Origin of the sequence: Oculatella sp. FACHB-28 (genome assembly GCF_014696015.1) — a bacterium.
Classification (GTDB): domain Bacteria; phylum Cyanobacteriota; class Cyanobacteriia; order Elainellales; family Elainellaceae; genus JAAUTN01.
In genome coordinates, this window is record NZ_JACJPJ010000097.1 from 1 (window position 1) to 21,108 (window position 21,108).

At 46.8% G+C, this 21,108-nt stretch carries 18 protein-coding genes; 8 read left to right on the forward strand and 10 right to left on the reverse strand.

The window, feature by feature from the left end:
• Nucleotides 1–36: 36 nt before the first annotated feature.
• The gene (locus tag H6F88_RS26875) at nucleotides 37–330 is read left to right on the forward strand and encodes a hypothetical protein (protein WP_242050740.1); all 294 of its coding nucleotides are present in this window, start codon (nucleotides 37–39) and stop codon (nucleotides 328–330) included.
• On the opposite strand, the gene H6F88_RS26880 is transcribed toward H6F88_RS26875, so the two are convergent.
• Genes H6F88_RS26880 through H6F88_RS26890 form a run of 3 tightly spaced genes read right to left on the reverse strand, consistent with a single transcriptional unit; the run spans nucleotide 303 to nucleotide 2,029 of the window.
• Nucleotides 303–1,091, reverse strand: a complete 789-nt coding sequence (locus H6F88_RS26880; RefSeq protein ID WP_190645890.1) for a cobalt-precorrin-6A reductase — start codon at nucleotides 1,089–1,091, stop codon at nucleotides 303–305. The genes H6F88_RS26875 and H6F88_RS26880 overlap by 28 nt on opposite strands.
• 5 nt (nucleotides 1,092–1,096) lie before the next feature.
• Nucleotides 1,097–1,837, reverse strand: a complete 741-nt coding sequence (locus H6F88_RS26885) for a class I SAM-dependent methyltransferase (RefSeq protein WP_190645891.1) — start codon at nucleotides 1,835–1,837, stop codon at nucleotides 1,097–1,099.
• A gap of 9 nt (nucleotides 1,838–1,846) precedes the next feature.
• Complete coding sequence (locus H6F88_RS26890) at nucleotides 1,847–2,029, reverse strand: hypothetical protein (RefSeq protein WP_190645892.1); 183 nt, start codon at nucleotides 2,027–2,029, stop codon at nucleotides 1,847–1,849.
• Between the two features lie 312 nt (nucleotides 2,030–2,341).
• Here H6F88_RS26890 and H6F88_RS26895 point away from each other — a divergent pair, with 312 nt between their 5' ends.
• Both H6F88_RS26895 and H6F88_RS26900 read left to right on the forward strand, forming a co-directional pair.
• Nucleotides 2,342–4,915 carry a mannose-1-phosphate guanyltransferase gene (locus H6F88_RS26895; RefSeq protein ID WP_190645893.1) on the forward strand — a complete coding sequence of 858 codons (2,574 nt, stop codon included), beginning with the start codon at nucleotides 2,342–2,344 and terminating at the stop codon, nucleotides 4,913–4,915.
• A 220-nt stretch (nucleotides 4,916–5,135) separates the two neighbouring features.
• Entirely contained in the window at nucleotides 5,136–5,642 is a 507-nt protein-coding gene (locus tag H6F88_RS26900; protein ID WP_190645894.1) for a single-stranded DNA-binding protein, read from the forward strand.
• Between the two features lie 233 nt (nucleotides 5,643–5,875).
• Here the strand turns inward: H6F88_RS26900 and H6F88_RS26905 are convergent, their stop codons facing one another.
• Nucleotides 5,876–6,073, reverse strand: coding sequence for an AAA-like domain-containing protein (locus tag H6F88_RS26905; protein WP_277881907.1), 198 nt, complete (start codon nucleotides 6,071–6,073; stop codon nucleotides 5,876–5,878).
• Between the two features lie 1,112 nt (nucleotides 6,074–7,185).
• Here H6F88_RS26905 and H6F88_RS26910 point away from each other — a divergent pair.
• Both H6F88_RS26910 and H6F88_RS26915 read left to right on the forward strand, forming a co-directional pair.
• A complete protein-coding gene (locus tag H6F88_RS26910; RefSeq protein ID WP_190645896.1) occupies nucleotides 7,186–9,096 on the forward strand; it encodes an ATP-binding protein in 1,911 nt (636 codons plus the stop codon).
• A gap of 133 nt (nucleotides 9,097–9,229) precedes the next feature.
• Nucleotides 9,230–10,177, forward strand: coding sequence for an endonuclease/exonuclease/phosphatase family protein (locus tag H6F88_RS26915; RefSeq protein WP_190645897.1), 948 nt, complete (start codon nucleotides 9,230–9,232; stop codon nucleotides 10,175–10,177).
• A gap of 41 nt (nucleotides 10,178–10,218) precedes the next feature.
• On the opposite strand, the gene H6F88_RS26920 is transcribed toward H6F88_RS26915, so the two are convergent.
• Complete coding sequence (locus H6F88_RS26920) at nucleotides 10,219–10,428, reverse strand: hypothetical protein (protein ID WP_190645898.1); 210 nt, start codon at nucleotides 10,426–10,428, stop codon at nucleotides 10,219–10,221.
• 127 nt (nucleotides 10,429–10,555) lie between these two features.
• On the opposite strand from H6F88_RS26920, the gene H6F88_RS26925 reads away from it, so the two are divergent.
• A complete protein-coding gene (locus H6F88_RS26925; RefSeq protein WP_190645899.1) occupies nucleotides 10,556–11,386 on the forward strand; it encodes a DUF3598 family protein in 831 nt (276 codons plus the stop codon).
• On the opposite strand, the gene H6F88_RS26930 is transcribed toward H6F88_RS26925, so the two are convergent.
• The 5 genes from H6F88_RS26930 to H6F88_RS26950 all read right to left on the reverse strand — a co-directional run bounded on the left by H6F88_RS26930 (nucleotide 11,383) and on the right by H6F88_RS26950 (nucleotide 17,175).
• Entirely contained in the window at nucleotides 11,383–11,865 is a 483-nt protein-coding gene (locus H6F88_RS26930; RefSeq protein WP_190645900.1) for a hypothetical protein, read from the reverse strand. The two genes, H6F88_RS26925 and H6F88_RS26930, sit on opposite strands and share 4 nt — an antisense overlap.
• Before the next feature lie 268 nt (nucleotides 11,866–12,133).
• The gene (locus H6F88_RS26935; protein WP_190645901.1) at nucleotides 12,134–13,489 is read right to left on the reverse strand and encodes an NAD(P)/FAD-dependent oxidoreductase; all 1,356 of its coding nucleotides are present in this window, start codon (nucleotides 13,487–13,489) and stop codon (nucleotides 12,134–12,136) included.
• 147 nt (nucleotides 13,490–13,636) lie between these two features.
• Nucleotides 13,637–15,463 carry a pentapeptide repeat-containing protein gene (locus tag H6F88_RS26940; RefSeq protein WP_347277751.1) on the reverse strand — a complete coding sequence of 609 codons (1,827 nt, stop codon included), beginning with the start codon at nucleotides 15,461–15,463 and terminating at the stop codon, nucleotides 13,637–13,639.
• Between the two features lie 548 nt (nucleotides 15,464–16,011).
• A complete protein-coding gene (locus tag H6F88_RS26945) occupies nucleotides 16,012–16,200 on the reverse strand; it encodes a CsbD family protein (RefSeq protein ID WP_190645903.1) in 189 nt (62 codons plus the stop codon).
• A 300-nt stretch (nucleotides 16,201–16,500) separates the two neighbouring features.
• Nucleotides 16,501–17,175, reverse strand: coding sequence for a sugar transferase (locus H6F88_RS26950; RefSeq protein ID WP_190645904.1), 675 nt, complete (start codon nucleotides 17,173–17,175; stop codon nucleotides 16,501–16,503).
• A gap of 1,318 nt (nucleotides 17,176–18,493) precedes the next feature.
• Between H6F88_RS26950 and H6F88_RS26955 the strand changes: the two genes are divergently transcribed.
• Both H6F88_RS26955 and H6F88_RS26960 read left to right on the forward strand, forming a co-directional pair.
• Nucleotides 18,494–19,342, forward strand: coding sequence for a WecB/TagA/CpsF family glycosyltransferase (locus H6F88_RS26955; protein ID WP_199314149.1), 849 nt, complete (start codon nucleotides 18,494–18,496; stop codon nucleotides 19,340–19,342).
• Between the two features lie 103 nt (nucleotides 19,343–19,445).
• Nucleotides 19,446–21,104, forward strand: a complete 1,659-nt coding sequence (locus tag H6F88_RS26960; protein ID WP_190645905.1) for an alkaline phosphatase family protein — start codon at nucleotides 19,446–19,448, stop codon at nucleotides 21,102–21,104.
• The last annotated feature ends 4 nt before the right edge of the window (nucleotides 21,105–21,108 follow it).

Below are 21,108 nucleotides of genomic sequence, written 5' to 3' on the forward strand. Positions count from 1 at the left end.
TCATCGACATGACAGAACAGGGATTCTAGACTAAGCATGGGGCGGTTAGATGAGTTAAAAATTAGGTACTTTCAACTCTATCTATTTCGCCCCTCCTTATCCCGAACTCACGTATTGTTAGGTGTTTGGGAAGGCCCTCACGGAGGACGAATGGGCTATTGGCTGCGCTGGTGGAATTCCGATGGAGAAATGTTGCTCTGGTCTGAAGAGCGCACTGAACAGGAAAGTCAGCGGGCTGAACAAGAACGCCAACGGGCTGAACAGGAACGCCAACGGGCTGAGGCTTTGGCTGAGCGATTGCGTCAGTTAGGGATAGATCCGGAAGTGTAGTGCTGTCGGCAAAACTCTAGGGCGATCGCCACCTCACCCGTTTGTTGGGGATAGGAGACTGGAGGACGAGCGATCGTTACCCACTTCACCCCTAGCTCAACCGCCACCTGCCGCTTTACATCCTCGCCTCCGGCAACCCCAGAAGCCTTAGAGACAACCATTGAAATTTGCCACTGTTGCCAGAGTGCCCGTTCGAGATCGGCTGAAATAGGCGGACGCAAAGCAATTAGGCGATCGGGCGTAAAGCCTGCTGCTAGTGCTGCCTCCAGTGCTGTAACGGAAGGTAAGATGCGGGCAAACAGAGTTGCTTGAGATTGCCACGAGCGAAACTGTTCCAACGGTCTGTAGCCCACAACTAACAGCACCCTTTGTCCCTTCAGATAATCCCCAGCTACCAGGGTTCCAAAGTTATCTAAAATTATTTGGTTTGAGCTACTGTTTTCGTCCAGGCTTGGTCGTTCATAGCGCAGATAGGGAAGTTGAAATTTAGCAGCAGCGGCGATCGCCATCCTGGACACTTCCACTGCAAATGGATGAGACGAATCCAAAATGCAGCTAATCTGGTGAGTTTGCAAAAAATCTTTGAGCTGCACCTCGGACAGGCGACCCACCCAAACTTGTAGTGATGGAGTTGAGCAATAGAGCGATCGCGCTGATTCGGTCGTTACGGTGACGATGCAGGGCAGATTAGAGTGGGCGATCACCCGTGCTAGTTGCACACTTTCCTGAGTACCGCCAATCAGCCAGATTTGCCCAAACATGAGGATCAGGAAAAGCGCACTTTATAAAGCTGAAATAGTTCTCCTGGCTGCTGTTTCACAATTTTTGCACCAGCCGACTGAATCATTTTCTGCCAAGCTGTCAGCGATTCCAGGAATACTTCAGCACCTAAATAAGTTTCTAAGATTGCCCAGTTCTCAGCGATCGCTGAATCAGGATCGATTGCGTCAAACACAAACAGTCCCTCTGGCTTGAGCACTCGCTTTGCTTCTGACAAGACGGTACTCCAATAATCCAGCGGATAGTAGCAGCTAAATCCAGTGGCGATCGCCAGATCGAACTGGTTTTCTTCGTAGCTCAATCGATGCGCCCCGCCAAGCTGCACACCCTTAAACAGTTTTGAATTCAGCTGAGGTCCGCGCGCGTTCAGCGTGTCTCGTGCCACCTCACTAATCTCCTGACCGTAAAAAAATGCTTCCCAATCACGCCAGGGATAGATCAGGAAACTCACTCCACAGCCAATATCCAGGCAGCGCTGCTGCTTACGAGGTTGGGCAATTTCCCAGAACGGTGAGGCAATCTTGGCAGCGAGAGAACCGGAAGCCCATTCTCGAAAAATTGGCATTGCCTCGACTTCGGGCGGCAAATCAAACGATTCCCGTCGATATTCCTGATTAAATCGACGTGCTACTACTGCAAGTTGGGTCTGCCAATCTGGGCTGCTGTTGGAGCGATCGCCCAAAAAATTGGCTAGATCTTGAGAATTGCGTTTCCGTTCCTGGGGCATTCCGTTCTGTTACCCCTTCAGCGCTCGGTTAAAGTTTTGACGATAGGACCTATTAGAAATCAACAAAACTGGCCACAGTGCCGCTAGATAAAGCTTTCCCTGGCTGAAGTTAGTGCGGTGAAATCCTGTCCAAAACTTCCATACACCGCCTAGATAAACAGCTAACAGCACAAAACCAAGTAATCCAGTCATCGCTTAAACTCCAGTTTGAAGTCAGACGCTTTAATCCAAGTGTAGAGTAGCGAACCGAATTCCTGCTACACCCCTTAATATGCTTAATACCCTGTTCCAATTTGCGGGATATCGTTACTATTCTCTTGAGCAATGAAAAATATTTGAGTTCAACGAAGCAACTGTGAAGATTCTCACAAATCACCTCTAGTGGGGATATTCAGAGTTTCTTGCCCATAGGAGACTGCATAAGCAGATAAGTTATACAAATATGCGGTTCAGTCTTAACCGCAAAATTACAGAGAGACGGTTGGCAACAACTAAGGAGGATTTATGCGAGCAGTGCTGATGGCCGGTGGATCGGGAACACGGCTCAGGCCGCTAACCTGCGACTTGCCAAAGCCGATGGTCCCTATCCTAAATCGTCCGATAGCCGAACACATCGTCAATTTGCTCAAGCGGCATCGAATTACAGAAGTGATCGCAACTCTGCACTACCTACCAGATGTGATGCGCGACTATTTTCAGGATGGCAGCGACTTTGGGGTGCAAATGACCTATGCCGTTGAGGAAGATCAACCCTTGGGCACTGCGGGCTGTGTCAAAAATGTTGCTGAATTGTTAGATGAAACGTTTCTCGTGATCAGTGGCGATAGCATTACAGATTTTGACTTGAGTGCGGCGATTCAGTTTCACAAGCAGCGCGGTTCAAAAGCCACACTAGTGCTGACTCATGTTCCTAACCCAATCGATTTTGGAGTGGTCATCATTGATGAAAATCAGCGAATTCGCCGGTTTCTAGAAAAGCCTTCTAGCAGCGAAATTTTTTCAGACACGGTGAATACAGGTACCTACATCCTGGAACCAGAGGTGCTGGACTACCTGCCTGTTAATCAGGAATCAGATTTTTCTAAGGAACTATTCCCGCTGCTGCTAGAGAAGGGGGAACCTATGTATGGTTATGTGGCGGAGGGTTACTGGTGTGATGTGGGTCATCTCGATGCTTATCGGGAGGCACAGTATGACGCACTATATCGCAAGGTAAAGCTGGATAGTAGCTATGAAGAGCGATCGCCCAATTTGTGGGTAGGACAAAACACTTACATTGACCCGACTGTTCAGATTGAGACTCCAGCACTCATTGGTAGCAATTGCCGGATTGGGGCACGGGTGCAAATCGATGCCGGAACGGTAATTGGCGATAATGTGACGATTGGTTCTGATGCAGATTTGAAGCGACCGATTGTGTGGAATGGAGCAATTGTGGGGGATGAAGTTCACCTGAGAGCCTGTGTTGCAGCGCGGGGTGTTCGCATCGATCGCCGTGCTCATGTATTAGAAGGGGCGATCGTCGGTTCACTTTCGACGGTGGGCGAGGAGGCGTTGATTAATCCAGCAGTACGTGTCTGGCCAAGCAAAAAAATTGAACCGGGCGCAACACTCAACATGAATTTAATCTGGGGACATGCCGCCCATCGCAACCTATTTGGACAACGCGGCGTTTCAGGACTGGCGAATGTAGATATCACGCCAGAGTTTGCAGTCAGGTTGGGTGCAGCCTATGGCTCAACGCTCAAACCGGGTTCTAATGTGACTGTCTCTCGTGACCAGCGCAGCATTTCGCGTATGGTGTCGCGATCGCTGATTGCTGGGCTCATGTCCGTGGGCATCAATGTGCAAAATTTAGAAGCAACCGCCATTCCGGTTGCCCGTGCGGTGTTGCCCACACTATCGGTTGCCGGGGGAATTCATGTGCGGGTTGGCTCCGATCGCTCTGACCATATCTTGATCGAGTTCTTTGACGCCAAGGGAATCAACCTTTCCAAAGGGCGAGAAAAGAAGATTGAAGGCGCTTACTTTAAGGAAGATTTTCGCCGAGCGCAGATTCAGGAAATTGGCAATGTCGTTTATCCGGGACAGGTAATCGACATCTATAGCACTAGCTTTGAGCGCCACCTCAACGCAGAAGCGATTCGCAACAGTAATTCTAAAGTGGTGATCGACTACGTGTATGCCGTGTCAGGTGCCGTTTTACCCATTCTCTTGGGTAAATTTGGCTGCGATGCCGTAGTGCTAAACGCGAGCCTTAGCCCTAACGTTCCTTCGGTAGCAGACCGGGAAGTGCTGTTAAGCCAACTGGGACATGTGGTAGAAGCACTAAAAGCCAACCTGGGCGTACAGGTGTCTGCAAATGGCGAACAGTTGATTTTGGTAGACGAGTCAGGCAGTGCCATTCGCGGCGAACTGCTGACCGCGCTGATGGTTCATATGATTTTGACAGAGCATCCACGAGGCACGGTGGTTGTACCAGTGAATGCCTCCAGCACAGTGGAGCAGATTGCCCGTCGTCATGATGGTAAGGTGATTCGCACTAAAGCAAACCCGACTGCGCTGATGGAAGCCTGCCACACTAACAGCAATGTGGTTTTGGGTGGCAGCGGGGAAATGGGCTTTATCTTCCCCCAATTGCATCCTGGCTTTGACGCAATGTTTTGCATCGCTAAACTGATCGAAATGTTGACGCTGCGAGAACAGGAGATGTTTGGCAACGCACCACGCACACTAGGTCAAATTCGAGCAGAACTGCCTCGCGTTTGCCACAAAACGATCACGGTGCGTTGCCCCTGGACGGCAAAAGGGGCATTGATGCGGCATCTAGTCGAAACCCATCCGGCTGAGGATCTCGACTTGACGGACGGGGTAAAGATTCTCAACCCGCAGCATGACAGTTGGGTTTTGGTGTTGCCAGATGCTGGAGAGCCGCTGGTGCATCTATTTGCAGATAGCAGCGATCGCGGCTGGGTCGATGAAACTTTGAGAGAATATCGCGCTCAAGTGCAAGAGTTTGTCGATCACGAGCAGGGCACTGAGGAACCTCGAATTGATCTCGACAAAATAGGCGTTTGAGCATTGAGGAAGTAGAGGCTGTCAACTTCTTCTGTCAGATCTTATACTAGTAGACGGTAGGTCAAGTGTACTATTTTGTGAAACTTCAGAAGGAGAGCGATCGCCTTCAACAATGTGGAGAATCGCGTCTCTACAGAACTAACGCGAAAAATCTACCCCAAAAAATGCAGAGTTGGGGCTTTTTAGATTAAAACTATTATTTGAGCTCAGGAGTGTTGAGATGAATAGCTGTATTTTGATGGCGGAGATTATTCAAGAACCTCAGCTTCGCTATACCTCTGATAATCAAACGCCGATCACTGAAATGATCGTTCAATTTCCAGGAATACGGGATGATGACCCACTAGCAACCATGAAGGTAGTGGGCTGGGGCAATTTAGCCCAAGAGATTCAGGAGCGCTTTCATGAGGGCGATCGCGTCATTATTGAGGGTCGCCTCAGCATGAATACCATTGATCGCCCTGAAGGGTTCAAGGAAAAGCGGGCTGAGCTGACCGCCCAAAAAATTCACAGCGTTAGCGGAGACGTAGTCGCCAGCGCAGTTTCTAATCCTGCAACTGCCGCTGCACCCGCACCTACATCTGCACCTGCATCCGCACCTCGTAGTCAGGCACCTGCTAAAACGGCGAGTCGCTCGGCAACCCGCTCTGCTGCTCCGGAAACTAGCAAGTCTGCTGCCTACTCTGCACCTGCTGAGACGGCAGACTACGACGACATTCCGTTCTAAATGCTGTGTTATTGGGAGCGATCGCACGAATGCTGATCTTTTAGCTTAATTTCAGCGTTCGTTCTCAAATAATCCTGCATTCAATTGCAGGCATATTTGAGCGTGTCCAAATTCAGAATTTGCTCCAGGCCCCAAAGGTGAATAGTTTGGTCACGCCCAGCAGAGGCAATTCACTTTGCTGTTGGGGCTAAATCCGTCGGGTCACGCCCCTTCAAGCAATCGCCAAAGCCAACTTAAAATAACGGGCGTACAGATCGCATCTCGGTAAAACCTTCTGATTTTGCACGCTCATCCAACGTAATTTCTTCTCCACTTAGATGATGCAACGCTAGCTGAATCAGGTAAGGATTGCTACCCATTAGCGACATCAATCGCTCAACCGAATCTGTTGCCATCTCCGTACCTGCCTTTTCTATATAGGCTCTCAGCAATCCTTACGCTTTGGAAATTGGGTTTTCATCGTGCTTCAATTCACCTCTCCTCGACAAAAACTTACTTGCTTTGAGAAGCTGTTCTTTTTATCACTCCTGTCCCAACTTTACAGCTAGCAATTCACCGTAAGATATCACTTAGGCAAGAATGATTACCATTTACTTTCATGGGCATACAGTATTCAGTCTTAATTTAGTTAAACTTTAATTCTTTTTATACAATACGTTAATAGCGCAGTTGCTAAACGGTCACAACAACCTGCTATGAACTTGTTGTAAATTTCCTACGAATGAATTATTCAACTTAATTCTCATGTTGAATTGGGATAGCCATAGCAGTAACTTGCTAAAAATAGGAGTTCCGGCGCTTAAATTGCGTGGTTAATTTGCAATTTTCACTTAGTAAGAGATTTAGCGTCAGCTATCCCAACTAAGTGAAGAATTACTTAGTGATTAAAGAGAAATCTCTCGTAAGCAGCTAGTCCGAAGAGCCTGATAGACGAACAGTCTACTAATACTTTGCGAGAGCGAGCAAGTCAGGATCACCTGAAGTTGGCAAGTCACTCACGCTAGTCAAGCTGCCGAGCTATTGACCTGCAAGGAGAAAATAGATTTACGAAACTGAATTTTCACCAAGTGGCAGTAAAAAGTTGCGCTCACAGAATCTAAACTTCTCATTAATAAATATTAATTTACGATCTGCCTTTGGGTAGATGACGACACTTCAATTTTAGCAGCCCCAGAATTGTTAAGTTGAGAAATGTATCGATCGTTCTAGGAGTTTGCTCAAATTCCTAGAAAGTGTTGAGCATCGCAGATTCTAGGAATCCTCATGCTATAACAACTACAGCATCCTCCAGTGGTCTACGTTGCGCTTTAATTTGGTGCATTACCTTTAGGTGTTTTATTAGACTGCATTAGTAGACCAATCAACTTAATTTGTGTCTTTCAATTAATAGACTTTCGGCAAACATTAACAACAAGTTCCATTAAATTAACGTTCTTGTGTTAACCAGTTTGTTTAGCGGAATCCTTGGGAAACTTAATTAGGTAATAGTTGCTTAATGTTAAAGACTGACTAGATTAATTTGTAGCTATCCAACAACCCAAGAATGTTCACGGAAAACTTTATTCCTCACGGACACTGCTATCTGTGGAAGCCCGATTTAGTAGGCTTGCACATTGTGTCAGATGCGTTAATCGCGATCGCCTACTATTCGATTCCCCTGACTCTGATCTACCTTGTCCAAAAGCGGCGAGACATTCCCTTTAACTGGATCTTTTTGCTGTTTGGGGCATTCATTGTTTCCTGCGGCACCACTCATTTATTAGAAATCTGGACACTTTGGCATCCTGTCTACTGGATTTCTGGAATGACCAAATTGGGAACTGCTGCTATTTCTCTCTACACAGCGATCGCACTGGTAAAGTTGCTTCCTGTGGCGATGGCAATTCCCAGTGCGGCTCAGCTAGAAGCTGTCAACGACGAGATTAGGGAACGCCAGCGAATTGAGGCAGAACTCAAGCAAAAAAATTTAGCACTGGAGCAAGCAAAGCTAGAGGCAGATTTAGCCAATCGGGCAAAGAGCGAATTTTTAGCAAACATGACCCACGAGCTACGCACTCCTTTGAACGCAATCTTGGGCTTTACAGAACTGTTGACCTGTGACTCAAACCTCACCACTGACCAGCACGAACAACTCCGCATCATTGACCGCAGCGGCGAACATCTGCTGTCGCTGATCAACGATGTGCTGGAGATGTCGAAGATTGAAGCAGGCATGACAACGCTCAATCCCAACAGCTTTGATCTATGCGGACTGATTGCCAGACTGAAAGAGATGCTGCAACTCAAGGCTGAGTCTAAAGGCTTGCAGTTTATTACGGCGATCGCCCCGGATGTGCCGCAATACATTCAAGCAGATGAAAATAAGTTACGTCAGGTATTGCTCAATCTGCTGAGTAATGCCATCAAATTTACCGTGACCGGCAGCGTTGAACTGCATGTAGCAGCTAAAACAGCCCTAAACGATGGTGATTCTTCACCAGATCAAATTCTCTACTTTGAGGTGACAGACACCGGTCCTGGCATCGCTCCCCACGAGATTGAAGCCTTGTTCAACCCCTTTGTACAAACTGAGACAGGACGCAAATCTCAAGAGGGAACAGGATTGGGATTAGCGATTAGCCATCGATTTGTGGACATGATGGGCGGTAAGCTAATGGTTGACAGCAAGCTAGGAGAGGGAACGGCGATCGCCTTTGACCTACCCGTTGAACTAACCCCAGCCCCACTCAGCTATGCCAACCTCTCAGGAGAACGGGTAATTGGGATGGCTCCCGAACAGCCCACCTACCGCATTCTGGTAATCGAAGACCGTTGGGAAAATCGTAGCTTGCTGGTGAGAATGCTCAGCAACATCGGCTTTGAGGTGCTTGAGGCAAACGATGGGCAGGAAGGAGTCACCCTCTGGCAAAATTGGGAACCCCACCTGGTTTTGATGGACATGCGAATGCCTATCATGGACGGCTATGAAGCAACTCGACGCATTAAAGCCAATCCTAAAGGGCAGTCAACAGTCGTCATTGCAATCACTGCCAGTGCCTTTGACGAAGAACGCGCCAAGATTATGGCAACAGGCTGTGACGACTTTGTTCGCAAACCCATTCGAGAAGCTTTGCTCCTAAGTAAAATTGCTCAACATCTGGGAGTGCGCTATCTCTATGAAAGTTCCTCTCAAACGCCCTTGCTTCAAACTACAGAAGCCGAGCATTTGACAGAAATCAAAATGCCCAAACACGAAGCACTGCTGGCGATGCCGTCGCTCTGGCTAGAGCAGCTGAATGAGGCAGCTTTGAGGGGCGATCGCCAACAAATTTACACCTTATTGGACTACATTCCTGATCCAGATTCATCTTTAAAGTCAGCCTTAACTACTTTGGTTAAAAACTTTCGCCTGGATTTAATTGCGAATTTGACCCAGGAGAGTGCAAGCGAATCGCAATTCTCAAATCATCTGTAGCAATCCCAGACGGCTTGTAGAAACCCAATGAATCGTGTCACTGCGGAACTCTCACAATCAATTTGGGATTGCTAGATAACGTAAATCTTCTGGTCGTTAGCACCCTCCAGAGAACTTCGTTCAGGGATGCAAGATGAATAGCTTTAGTCAGATTCGTGCAGGGTTAATCGGCTCTGTGCTAGTGACGCTTATTTCCTCGATTACCATTAGTCGCGCCGCGTCTGCTGAAGATTTAACTGTAGTCAGCTTTAATGTAGAGTCGGGAGGTTCTGACCCAATCGTGATGGCGACTCAGCAGATGGCACCCCTGGACGGCGTAGATGTGTGGGGTCTGTCTGAGGTACAAAATGAAGCTTGGGTCAATGCTTTAGAAACCGGAGCAGAAGCAGGAGAACAAGCTGACTTCGACTCAATCTTGGGTACAACGGGAGGTGGCGATCGCCTCGCCATTCTTTATAACAGCACTCTCCTAGAAGCAGTTCGCCACGAAGAATTAGACGAACTGAATCTTGGTGGCAATGTTCGAGCCGCGCTAGTTGCCCAGTTTCGCCTGCGGCAAACAGGCGAGGAATTTCTGTTTGTGGTGAATCATCTCTATCGCAGTGAAACTGAGCTGCGCCATGAACAGTCCCGGCTACTCAACGCCTGGGTACAAGAACAATCTCTTCCAGTCATTGCTGTTGGAGATTACAACTTTGACTTCAATGTGACAGACGGCGACCAGGGCGATCGCGATGCAGGATTTGATCTACTTACCCAAAACGAAGCTTTCGTGTGGATTCGCCCTAAAGAGTTGGTTGCAACTTTTTGCAGTACTAAATACAACAGCATCCTGGATTTTGTTTTCGTCGCCAATGCTGCTAAAACCTGGACGGTAGAGTCCTCTGAGGTGCTGTTTGCTGATCCCACCTCAAACTATTGTCCTGATGACGAAATAACTAGCGATCACCGTCCTATTGAAGCAACGTTTCAACTACCATCCGATCAGGCAGATGGAGAAGCGAGTCTATCCCAGCCAGGAGGGTGGTTTCGACAGGTGCTTCAGGCGATCGCTAGTCTAGTTAGAAGCTTGCAATCTTAAGCTAGCATGGCTGAATGCGGACAGGATTTATGAAAGTTTGATTAATCTACTGGAATCAAGTCAAACTCACGAATTTTGGGCTTGATTGAATCACCTGTATCTAGCTCCACGGTGTAGGAAGCGCCCCACAGGGTCGTCACATCCGGGCTACGTACAACCACTCCCGTTCTGCCATTGAGGTGGTGAGGCTTAAGCAACCTGTTAATCTGAATTTTGACGCGATCGCCTGGCTTAAATCTTGGAGTATTCATATTCAACTCTTACTAAAAATCAAACAAGCTGTGAATCTTTATTAACGACTCAAGCTTCGCAAACATAGCAATCCATAGCCTCTGCCGCACGTCAACTTTCTTCTGCATCTTTAGAGGGTGATTCTCTGTGACCCAACCGACTCGTTCTCAATGGGATAATCTGCTTTGCAACCTAGGAGACTGGCGAGGCTCATTTACCCGACTCTCTCCTCAAGGAATCGTCAAAGAAGATATCCCGACCCAAGTAACACTGGAAGGCTTGAACCAAAATCAAACCATTCGCCAGGTCATCCGGCATTTCTCGGAGGCGGGTGAGGTGTCGCAGGAGAAGGTGTTGGAGTACAGTTCTCTTAACCGCAGCACACTATTCTTTGAAGACGGTGCTTTTTCGCAGGGGTCAATACAGTTTGGACCATTTTCAGAATTTGGAGCAGAGCTAGGCTTCATTCGGGGCGATCGCCGTTTGCGTCTCGTGCAGCTTTTTGACACCCACAGCAGTCTCTCTAGCCTGACGCTAATTCGCGAACATCGGGCTAGCACTGAAGCAGCAGAACGTCCTACTCTGACTGTCGAGCAGTTGATCGGTGAATGGCACGGGGAAGCGACAACACTTTATTCAGATTGGCGATCGCCCGACTGTTACGCCAGCCAGTTGATTGTGCAGAGAGAGGGCGATCGCTTACACCAAAAACTGATTGCCCCTAATTTAGAACTGAATTCAAGCGCACAAATTCAGCCAAACCTGCTGCTGTTTGACCAGGGAAGTTATCCTATACAGGTACTTTTGTTGCCTGACGGAGCTTCTTCTAATACACCGCTGGCAATTCCCAAAGGTAAACCCTTTTTCCTCGAAGCGGGATGGCTGGTTCAGCCTGGTTTACGTCAACGCCTCATTCGCAGCTATGACGCTCAAGGTGGCTGGGTTAGCTTGACTCTAGTCACAGAACACAAAACCTAAACCCTATTGCGTCGCTCCAGAGCAGCTTTGACGTTGGGTTTACTTAGAAAAATAATAGTCAGAATAGGGTAAATTAAACCTACTAAGCCACCAACCACACCGCCAACAATACCCCCTATGGCAGCCGGATCACTGGATGCAAGACCGCCAGAAAAGATTCCGACGATAAAAATCATGTTCAAAATGCCGATGGCGATCGCAATGTAGGCGTAAATAATTGAGCCTGACCTTGCCCAGGGCTTTTTCATCAGCAGTCCAATTCCCAGAATCAGCAACGCCAGAGCCATTAACGGAGCAAACCACGCGGAAGCCCTGAACCATCCGATAGTCGCCGAATTTGCTCCAAAGTTCTCAAAAAATTCAATTGATTGATCTAGACTAAGCAGTCCGAGCGGACTAGTAACCAGTCCAAAGCTACCAAATACGATATTTAAAATACCAAAGACTTTTACTGAACTTGGAACAGTTTGACCTTCCATCGCTTCATCCCCTTTTGATGATCGACTTCAACATCAAACTGTAAAGCATTTAGCAATTTGAGCAAACATGATCCTAACTTCAGCAAAATAGCTGAGAAGAATAGGAGATGTCTGGTCCATTCTAGAAGTACGGTATCGTCTGGAACTCAAGCTGAATGCGTCAGTCCTCTACCAAATCCCTACAGCAAAATCCTTTTCTCACCTATCGTGATCCTAAGACGGGACGCTGGCTGGTCGTCAAACCGCAGCAGCAGGTTAGCTTCTCTGACTACACAATATCAATCAAGTTTGATGCAGCCGTTGGAAAGGCAAAAGTTGTTCTTTTGAGATCTTCTGCAGACAACTTGTATCGGATTGCCAGCGCAAAAATGTTGACTAGCTCTTCAGCATAAGATCCTAGCAGGTGCGCTCCGAGAATGCGATCGCTCCCTTCTTCGACTAATACCTTAAACCCTGAGTAGGGTTCATTAATACGGCGTGAAAAGTACCAGTCTGAAGTATCCGGCTCATAGAGGGTCTTGAACTTCAAGCCTTGCTCTCTCGCCGCTTTTTCTTGTAAACCCACCGACGCCAGTGTGGGGATGCTAAACACCATACTAGGAATTTCTGTGAAGTCAGGTTTGTAATGATTTCCCTGGAGCAAGTTATCAGCTACCACATGGCCTTCGATGCTAGACACAGGCGTCAAAGGCGGCGCACCACTCGCTGAAATATCACCGGCTGCGTAAACCTGAGGATTTGAGATGCTTTGAAGGTAGTCGTTTACCGAAATGCCTTTTTTCTCATACTTAATCCCTGCCTTTTCTAAATCTAGGTCTTGAGTGGTGGGAACGCGTCCTGCTCCATGAACCACCATCTCCGTATCAAAAGTTTCTTCACCTTGCTCTGTCTCGACCTGCACCACTAGGCGGTCTGCCTGCTTCTGGATGCCTTTGACTTGTGTATTGACTTGCAGATTTATACCTAGATTCTGAGTTGCTTCAACAAGCCGCTCAACCAAATCTGGATCGAAGGGTTCCAGTGGTCTTGAGCCTTGATGCAAAATTCGCACCTGAGCGCCAGCCCGTGCTGCAACGTGGGCAAATTCCATTGAAATGTAGCCGCCTCCAATCATGGCAACTTGGCGGGGCAATGTTTCCAACTCTAGAAACTGGTCACTGTAGGTTAAATATTCTTCGCCTGAAATACCCAGAGGGGCAGGTTCTGCACCAGCGGCGATCGCCACATAGCGTCCGCTCAAGCGTTCGTCCCCAACCTGAACAGTTGTTTCATCTACAAACTTGGCAAGACCGTGAAAGGTCTTGATCCCAGCATCGGTGTAGGTTTTCTCACGTTTTTGGGGAACGGGTTCAGTAAAAGTGCGTTTGAACTGCATAAGGTCCTGCCAATTAATCTGCAGGTCTGCTGAGGTTATGCCCTTGCCTTGCATCCGCTTTGCCCAATCGATCACCTCTGCGGCACCACCTAACACTTTTTTGGCATCGCAACCTCTCAAGGCGCAAGTTCCACCAAAGGGACGAGAGTCGATGATGGCAACGCTCCAACCTGCTGATCGGCACTTTTTGGCAATAATGGAACCCGCTGTTCCGGTGCCTATGACGATCAAGTCAAATTTTTGGGTCATCTAAAATGCCTTTTCTGTCGATTCGATTTACTACTACAGCGGCTAACGTTTTATCTGCCGCAGGCTGTAACTCTTTCAAAATAGGCATGAATAGCGAGGCGATCGCTCTGTCAAGAGTAGTACATTCAGCAAATCACCTTCAGCCTGTTAGTGCCAAAGTCTGATGCTTCTATCCTTGCTGCTACTAATCAAGGTTTTCCCATCGGGGCTAAAGTCCAACGAGATCACCCAATCTGAGTGTCCAGCTAGCGTATTCACGAGTTCCCCAGTTTGCAAGTCCCATACGCGAACTGTTTTGTCGAGACTGCCACTGGCGGCCGTTTTTCCAGAAGGGCTAACGGCAACGGCAACAACTTGTTCTGAATGACCGGATAGCGTCTTGGTGAGTTCTCCGGTTTGATAGTCCCAGATTTTGACGGTTTGATCCCAGCTACCGCTGATCAAGGTTTTACCATCAGGGCTGAGGTCGATCGACCTGACAGCGTTGGCGTGTCCCTTGAGGGTGCGTAGTTCTTTCCCGGTTTGCAAGTCCCAAACCTTGATACTTTTATCGCTGCTGCTGCTGGCAAAAGTGCGGTTGTCGGGGGCGATCGCCACTGACCAAACCGACTCTGAATGGCCAGTGACCGTATGTTGCAGTTCGCAATCTTGCAAGTCCCAAATTTTGACTGTGCCATCGTAGTCACCGGTAACAAACCTACTGCCATCGGGACTAATCGCAATCGTCCACACTGGACTCAGGTGACCTAAAAGCGTTCCACGCAGCTCACCAGTTTGTAAATTCCAAATTTTGATGGTTCCGTCCCCACCACTGCTAATCAGCGTTTGATTATCGGGGCTAATAGCAACTGCTCGAATCGCATCTGAGTGTCCTGAAAAAGAGCGGAGAACTTCACCGCTATAAAGATCCAAAAGCTTAATATTGCTGTCATAACTGCCACTTACCAAGGTTTGACCATTAGGACTAACAGCAACTGCCCAGATAGTATCTGAAGTTTGACTCAGGAAGTTTGTCAAGGAGAAATCTGGCTCTGGAAATGCTTCCTGTGACTCAATTGGAGCAGGGGACACCGAAAGCGGTAGCCCGTAATAATAAGCTCCAAGTGCCAAACCCAGTAGAACCCCAGCGCCAAACATCAGCAGTGGGGAGCGATGCCGTCTAGGGCTTCGAGGCGAAATTTCTGCTTCTTCAATCGGCTTTGCCCAAGGAAGTAACGGTAGCTGAGCAATATCAGTTACCGTTACTTCCTTAGCAAGAATGAGCTGTAAATCGCCTGCTGTTGAAACGGTTGAACTCTGTAACGCTGGCTGGAGGTGATGCTGAACCTCTTGCTCTGAGGGAGGCAACTCAACAGCTGGTAATACTGCTGAGGAAACGGTGTTTTGCAGTCCTGGCAACGCTATCACGATGCTCAGATTCTCCGCGCCCTCAAGGTCGGGAATAGAAATGTTGGGCAAGGAGTGTAACAACTCAGCTAGCTCTGCTGAACTGAATTCTCCCTGTTCGGGACGGCGTTCCTGTTGGTGGTTTTGCAAGTAAACATACTCTGCCTCTACTTTATGAAGCTGAGTAGCAGCATTAATTTTCAAATTCTTCAGGCAAGCCCCAGTCCACCGAGTAGCAGTAAAGTCAGCTCCTTCTGCCTGGGCCTTGGTCAAATCGGCATGAGTAAAGTCAGCTTCGCTAAATTTAGCATCACTTAAATCTGCGCTCGCGAGATTTGCACCTTGCAGATTTGCTCCGTTAGCATACGCAGCACTCAGGTTTGCTCCAGATAAGTTTGCACCTTTCAGATTTGCCCCAATTAAGCAGGCGCGACTGAGGTTAGCATCACTCAGGTCAGCTTTACTTAAATCTGCCTCAAAAAAGTATGCTCTGTTGAAATCTGGTTTAACCGCAGGGTTTTCCTTTCTCCAGCGGTTCCAAACTTCTATTCCTTGCTCAATCAACTTGAGGTAGTCGTTATCCGCCACAGTACGCACCTCCTTAGAAAGCGAAAGCAAAGGCATTGCACAGAAGCATTACGCAACTGGCAGCCCTAAGGATTCACAATTTGGACAATTAGTAGATGCTGGATGATAGACGTAACCGCTCTGATGGTTGTTCAGTCTGCTTGTTATTCTCTGCTAAATGGCAAGCTAATGCCAACCCTTACATCAAGTAAAGCAAACATTACAGGAAGTGTTTAACCTTGAGTCAAACCCCAAGGTTGAGGGACGAAAGCAAATAACGAGTTTTTACATCAAGGATTGGAGTAGGGCTAGGACCTGATATGACAAACAGCGATATTTTGAGAAACTCTGCTGTCTACTACCTTTTTCAAAACTATTTCTTCAACGGACAGCCTTAGAGAAGATTGATATTAAATACTTTATGTAAAGGAAAAAGCCTAATCTCTGAGCCGGTAACGCTTTGGGCATTACACATTAGAAATTAGGCTTTTAAGGTGAGGTGTGAAAAGTGTGGTCTAAGACGACTTAGCAACCTTTTGTACTAATCAGCAAAGCTAAATTTTTTCTGTCTAAGCTCTGTCGATTACGTCTTTTGCTGCATCTTTAACATCCTCTACAGCATGCATTGCTGCTGCTTGGCTTTGCTTATCTTGACCCTCAACTTTATCTCTGGGATTACCGGTTACATCGCCGGTTGCTTCCTGAATTTTACCTTCGACATTTTTTGCAATCGCTTTTGCTCTATCTTCAATACTCATGTTTGTACTCCTTTATAAATGATGTAAAGTTAACCTTTCGATTTGAAGAATAACACTTTGAATAATAGAGACACATCGTTCCCCAGGCAGACTGACTACATCTCCCTAGAGATGTATTTCTAAAAACTCTAATGTCTGCCTGTCAAATGATATCAATTGATACTAATTCTCTTCGCTCTTCAAAACATGTAGTTTCACGTAGAAACGCTATGAACAAAAATGGGGGCATAAGCCCCCGTAACAATCTACTTATTCGTAATACAAATTTGCTGCCTATTAGAGAGACGAACTTAAACTTATTTAGAATGCTCCTACCCTCGCGAAAACCACGTAGAGAGTTCTAAAGATCACGAACAGGTCGTAAAGGGGAGTCCAACGGCTCTGGTAGCGCAGATCCAAATCTACAATCTGCTCAAAATCTTCGATGGCAGAACGACCATTGACTTGCCATTCGCCGGTAATTCCAGGCTTGACATTCAGGCGTTGCCAATGGCGATCGCTATATTGAGATACTTCATCAATGGTGGGAGGACGAGTTCCAACCAAACTCATGTCACCCATCAGCACATTCCAGAACTGGGGCAGTTCGTCCAGGCTGGTTTTACGTAGAAACTTACCTACTCTGGTAATGCGAGGGTCTTGACGATTTTTGAAGATTAGCCCTTTTGCCTCATTCTTAATCTGCGCCTTTAGCTCGTCTGCATTCGTGACCATTGAGCGAAACTTCACTAAGTGAAATACCTGCCCTTGTAGACCGCAACGCTTCTGGACAAAAAAGATGGGGCCAGGATTGTCGAGTTTGATGGCGATCGCGATGGGTACAAAGACGATGGCTAGAACCAATAACCCAATAAGACTTCCACCAATGTCGAGTATCCGCTTGAAGTTAGAGGTTACAGAAGGGTGAAGAGAACTGAGCTTTAACGCTTGGGATTGAGAGGAATCGGCGATCGTAGGTGAAAGTGTAGATTGCATAGTTTATTTCCTTGCTATCGCTGTCGTATTGAGATAAAGCGTGTATTCACTCAGGTTTAATTACCTAAACATATATTCACTTCTTGAAGACAAAACAGTTTCCAAGACGACTTATCCAAAACTTTATTGCGGGATCAGTATTTTCCAGCTTGTTTAAATTATTTATAAAGTGGAAGAAAAACTGTTGTTTCACTTCCTTTAGGTAGATGCTGCTGAGAATGAAGTAGGCAGATGAAACAGCTTTCCTTTTGCACAAAAGAGCGTTAATCAGGAATACAAACTCCATCAAGCCGTCTTCTATCTATAGACATAGATTAGAAGAACTCGGGTCTTCCAATTCTCAGCGTGAAGACGATTAAGGTGCTATTTGAGCTGTTTGTAGAAGCCTAGCAAATTGCTGTAAGTCTCTCTCACCAGGCATTTGGGCATCTCAGACCTTCTACGGGCAGTCCTAGAAGCAATGCTGTTTCAGTTCAGAGTGGAAAATTATATCGGGCGATCGTCTACAATCTATCCAAAGGTGGAAGCGAGAAAAAAAATTAGCTTCTCGAGTTAGCTTCATCGTGTTAACCTCCTGCTTTTGTAATCTTTGAAACAAGGAAAACAATCCAAATTACAAGGATTTACGGAAGTATTATTAGAAGAATCGGGAATTATTTTCAAGCCAACTAGAATTGATCACATCCCACTCTCCGTATACGTAGTATTAATCTGTAAAGGTAATATGAGTGTTCGGTGAAGTTGCGCAGAATCGTTGATCTAGTAATAAAAACTGTGCGATATTTCTTCGCATGTCCTCTTAATACCTTGCGTAGATACACTTAATTAGTAATTACTCCACAACTGGTTTCAAAACAAATTCTTGATTTGAGCAGTTCTAACCTGGAGCAAGCAAAGTTACTAGAGTGTTCTCTACATATGTGCAAAGGCAAATTAAGAGCACATCACGCTGAACTCAAGAGTTTTTAGGACTCATGATCTTGTCCCCCGATAACTTCTAACTAAAAGTTTCCAGAATCTTCTTCACCAAACTCTAAGCGGTCAAGAGGCGAGGACAGGGCGACATTACCATCTCATGACTCCTCCCAATAGCATAGGCTTTTCTCAAACTGCTGCCTTGAAGAAATTTGATTCAGATGAATCGCTCTTTTAGGCTATGTTCAGGAGTTTCCAGAGTCTTCATTCTGCGATAGTGATGATTGCTTGAGAGAACTGTAAGTTCTCATAGGCTATCTCGTGCTGCAAGTTAAAGCTTTGCCTCAGCTATCGTGAAAGATCAAATTAGTCAGCAGTTGAAGTTATTCAAGTAGAAAAGAACATGGGTCGTGAGGTCAAAAGGGGTAAATTCCAGATGACGGAAGAGGTCAAAATTCTAAACCTGTCTATTAGCAATTTATCTAGGACAGAATTGCTAAATCAATTAAAACTGGGTGTTGTTTTTACGCCTAATGTAGATCACTTAATCAAGCTGCAAAGCGATTCGGATTTCCTTAAGGTTTATGCTGCTGCGGATTATAAAATTTGCGATAGCAAAATTCTGTTATTTGCATCCAAGTTCTTGGGGAGTCCTATCAAAGAAAAGATTTCCGGCTCTGATTTTTTTCCTGCATTTTACGAGTACCACAAAAAAAATCAAGAAATCAAAATTTTTCTGCTAGGTGCTGCTGCTGGTGTAGCTAGCAAAGCCCAAAATAGAATCAATAAAAGAATTGGTAGACAGATTATTGTAGGTTCCTATTCTCCTTCTTTTGGTTTTGAGAAGAATGAGGAAGAGTGCCAAGAAATTATAGATATCATCAACCGTTCAGGAGCAACGGTCTTGGCAGTTGGAGTAGGTGCACCCAAACAAGAAAAATGGATTTGCAAATATAAAGATCAGCTGCCTAAGGTCAAGATTTTTCTGGCGATTGGGGCAACGATCGACTTTGAAGCAGGGTATAAGCGTAGAGCGCCCAAATGGATGAGTGAAGTTGGGTTTGAATGGCTTTACCGACTTATCTCAGAGCCGAGAAGACTCTGGAAACGGTATCTGGTGGATGATGTTTATTTCTTTTGGCTAATTTTGCAGCAAAGATTCAACCTTTACAAAATTCCAATCGCTTTGGGGTTGGAATCAGAGCAGTACAAATCTCCAAAGCAAACTAGTAACCTTTCAGCCAAGGTTTAGATTTTTGGGGAATATCGAATAACTTGGCTTGGCTTTTCACAATAGCTAGAGTTAATTTTTTGGTCTGGTTTTATCTGATTTTATTACCGCTGTGAGGACACCTATGAATCATCCTGTTATCGCCATTGGACTTGATGCTGCAGACCCATTGTTAATCGAAACTTGGATGTCGCAAGGGCATCTGAAGAACTTAAAGCAATTGTGCGATCGCGGACTCTACACTCGCCTCAAAACTTTCAATTACTATCGTGCTGAAACGCCTTGGACAACTTTCCTAACAGGCTGTTCCCCCCAGAACACAGGCTATTGGGCACCTGTAAAATTCCACGAAGGCACCTACGAAGTGGAAGAAATCGAAGCTTACGATTTCTCTGAACATCCTCCTTTTTATGCCCTAGGAGATGACTATCAGGTTGCAGTATTTGATATGCCGCAGTCCACTCTTTCAGAGCAGGTTAACGGGTTACAGGTCTTAGCTTGGGGTGCCCATTCACCACTTACACCTAGCCACTCAAAACCCGCAGGTTTATTAGAAGCACTGATACAGAAACACGGCGAACATCCCAGATTGCGGAAGGACCACGCGAGCTGCATGAATGTAGCAGCATTGAAGCGATTACAGTCGGACATTCAGGTGGGAATTGCTCGTCGTTCAGCCATTTGTCAGGACTTGTTGCAGCGCCAACCCTGGGATCTGTTTCTTACGATTTTTGGTGAAACTCACTCTGCGGGACACTATCTCTGGCATCTAAGCCAACCTAGTCACCCTCTGTATGAAACTTACAAAGATCAAGTTTCTGGCGATCCGCTGCTAGAGGTATTTGAGTCGGTAGACCGGGCGATCGGAGAGATTTTAGACAAAGCGCCCAAAGATGCTCAAGTAGTCGTCTTTGCAGCACATGGCATGGGCAACAACGTGATGGATCTGCCCAGCATGGTGTTTTTGCCGGAACTGCTTTATCGGTTTAACTTTGGCAAACCGGCTCTGGCTCCTGGGCAGCTAGGTGCTCCGCCATCAGAACCGATTACTAAAGGGCGAGTTGAGCGTGGCTGGATTGGTGCAGTCTGGGGCTTAAAGCACGATGCAAATCGGCTTAGAAGCTGGTTGCGGCAAAAGCTGCCTAATAAGCTGTTCAAACATGTGGAGCCGCTATTTGGCAAAGATTCACAGCCTGATCTGGTTTCCCCCTTCAAATTAATTGAGCAGGGCGACGCACTGTTCTTTCAACCTGCGGTTTGGTATAAGCCATTTTGGTCGCAGATGCGGGCGTTTGCGCTGCCTAGCTACTCTGAAGGCTACATTCGCATTAACCTCAAAGGTCGTGAGCCAGAAGGCATTGTTGAACCATCCGAGTATGAAGCGCTATGTGATGAACTGAGCCAACTGCTTTACAACCTGAAAGACGCGCGGACAGGGCAGCCCATGGTGAAGCAGATTGTCCGCACGCGCCAGCAGCCAGACCAGCGTGACCCCAAGCTGCCTGATGCCGACCTGGTAATCATCTGGCAGGAAGAGCATGTCACTGATGTTGTAGATAGTCCTGAATTGGGACGAATTGGGCCCGTTCCCTACAGCCGCACCGGGAGCCATCGCAGCGATGGATTCTTGATGGCGCAGGGCCCAGGAATTGAGCCAGGTTCTAGTGCGCCAGAAGGACATGCGCTAGATCTCGCTCCAACCGTTTTAAGCCTGATGGGTGCATCGATCCCTCCTCACTTTGAGGGAAGACCGTTGATTGAGACGTTGATTTTAGCGAAGTAACGCT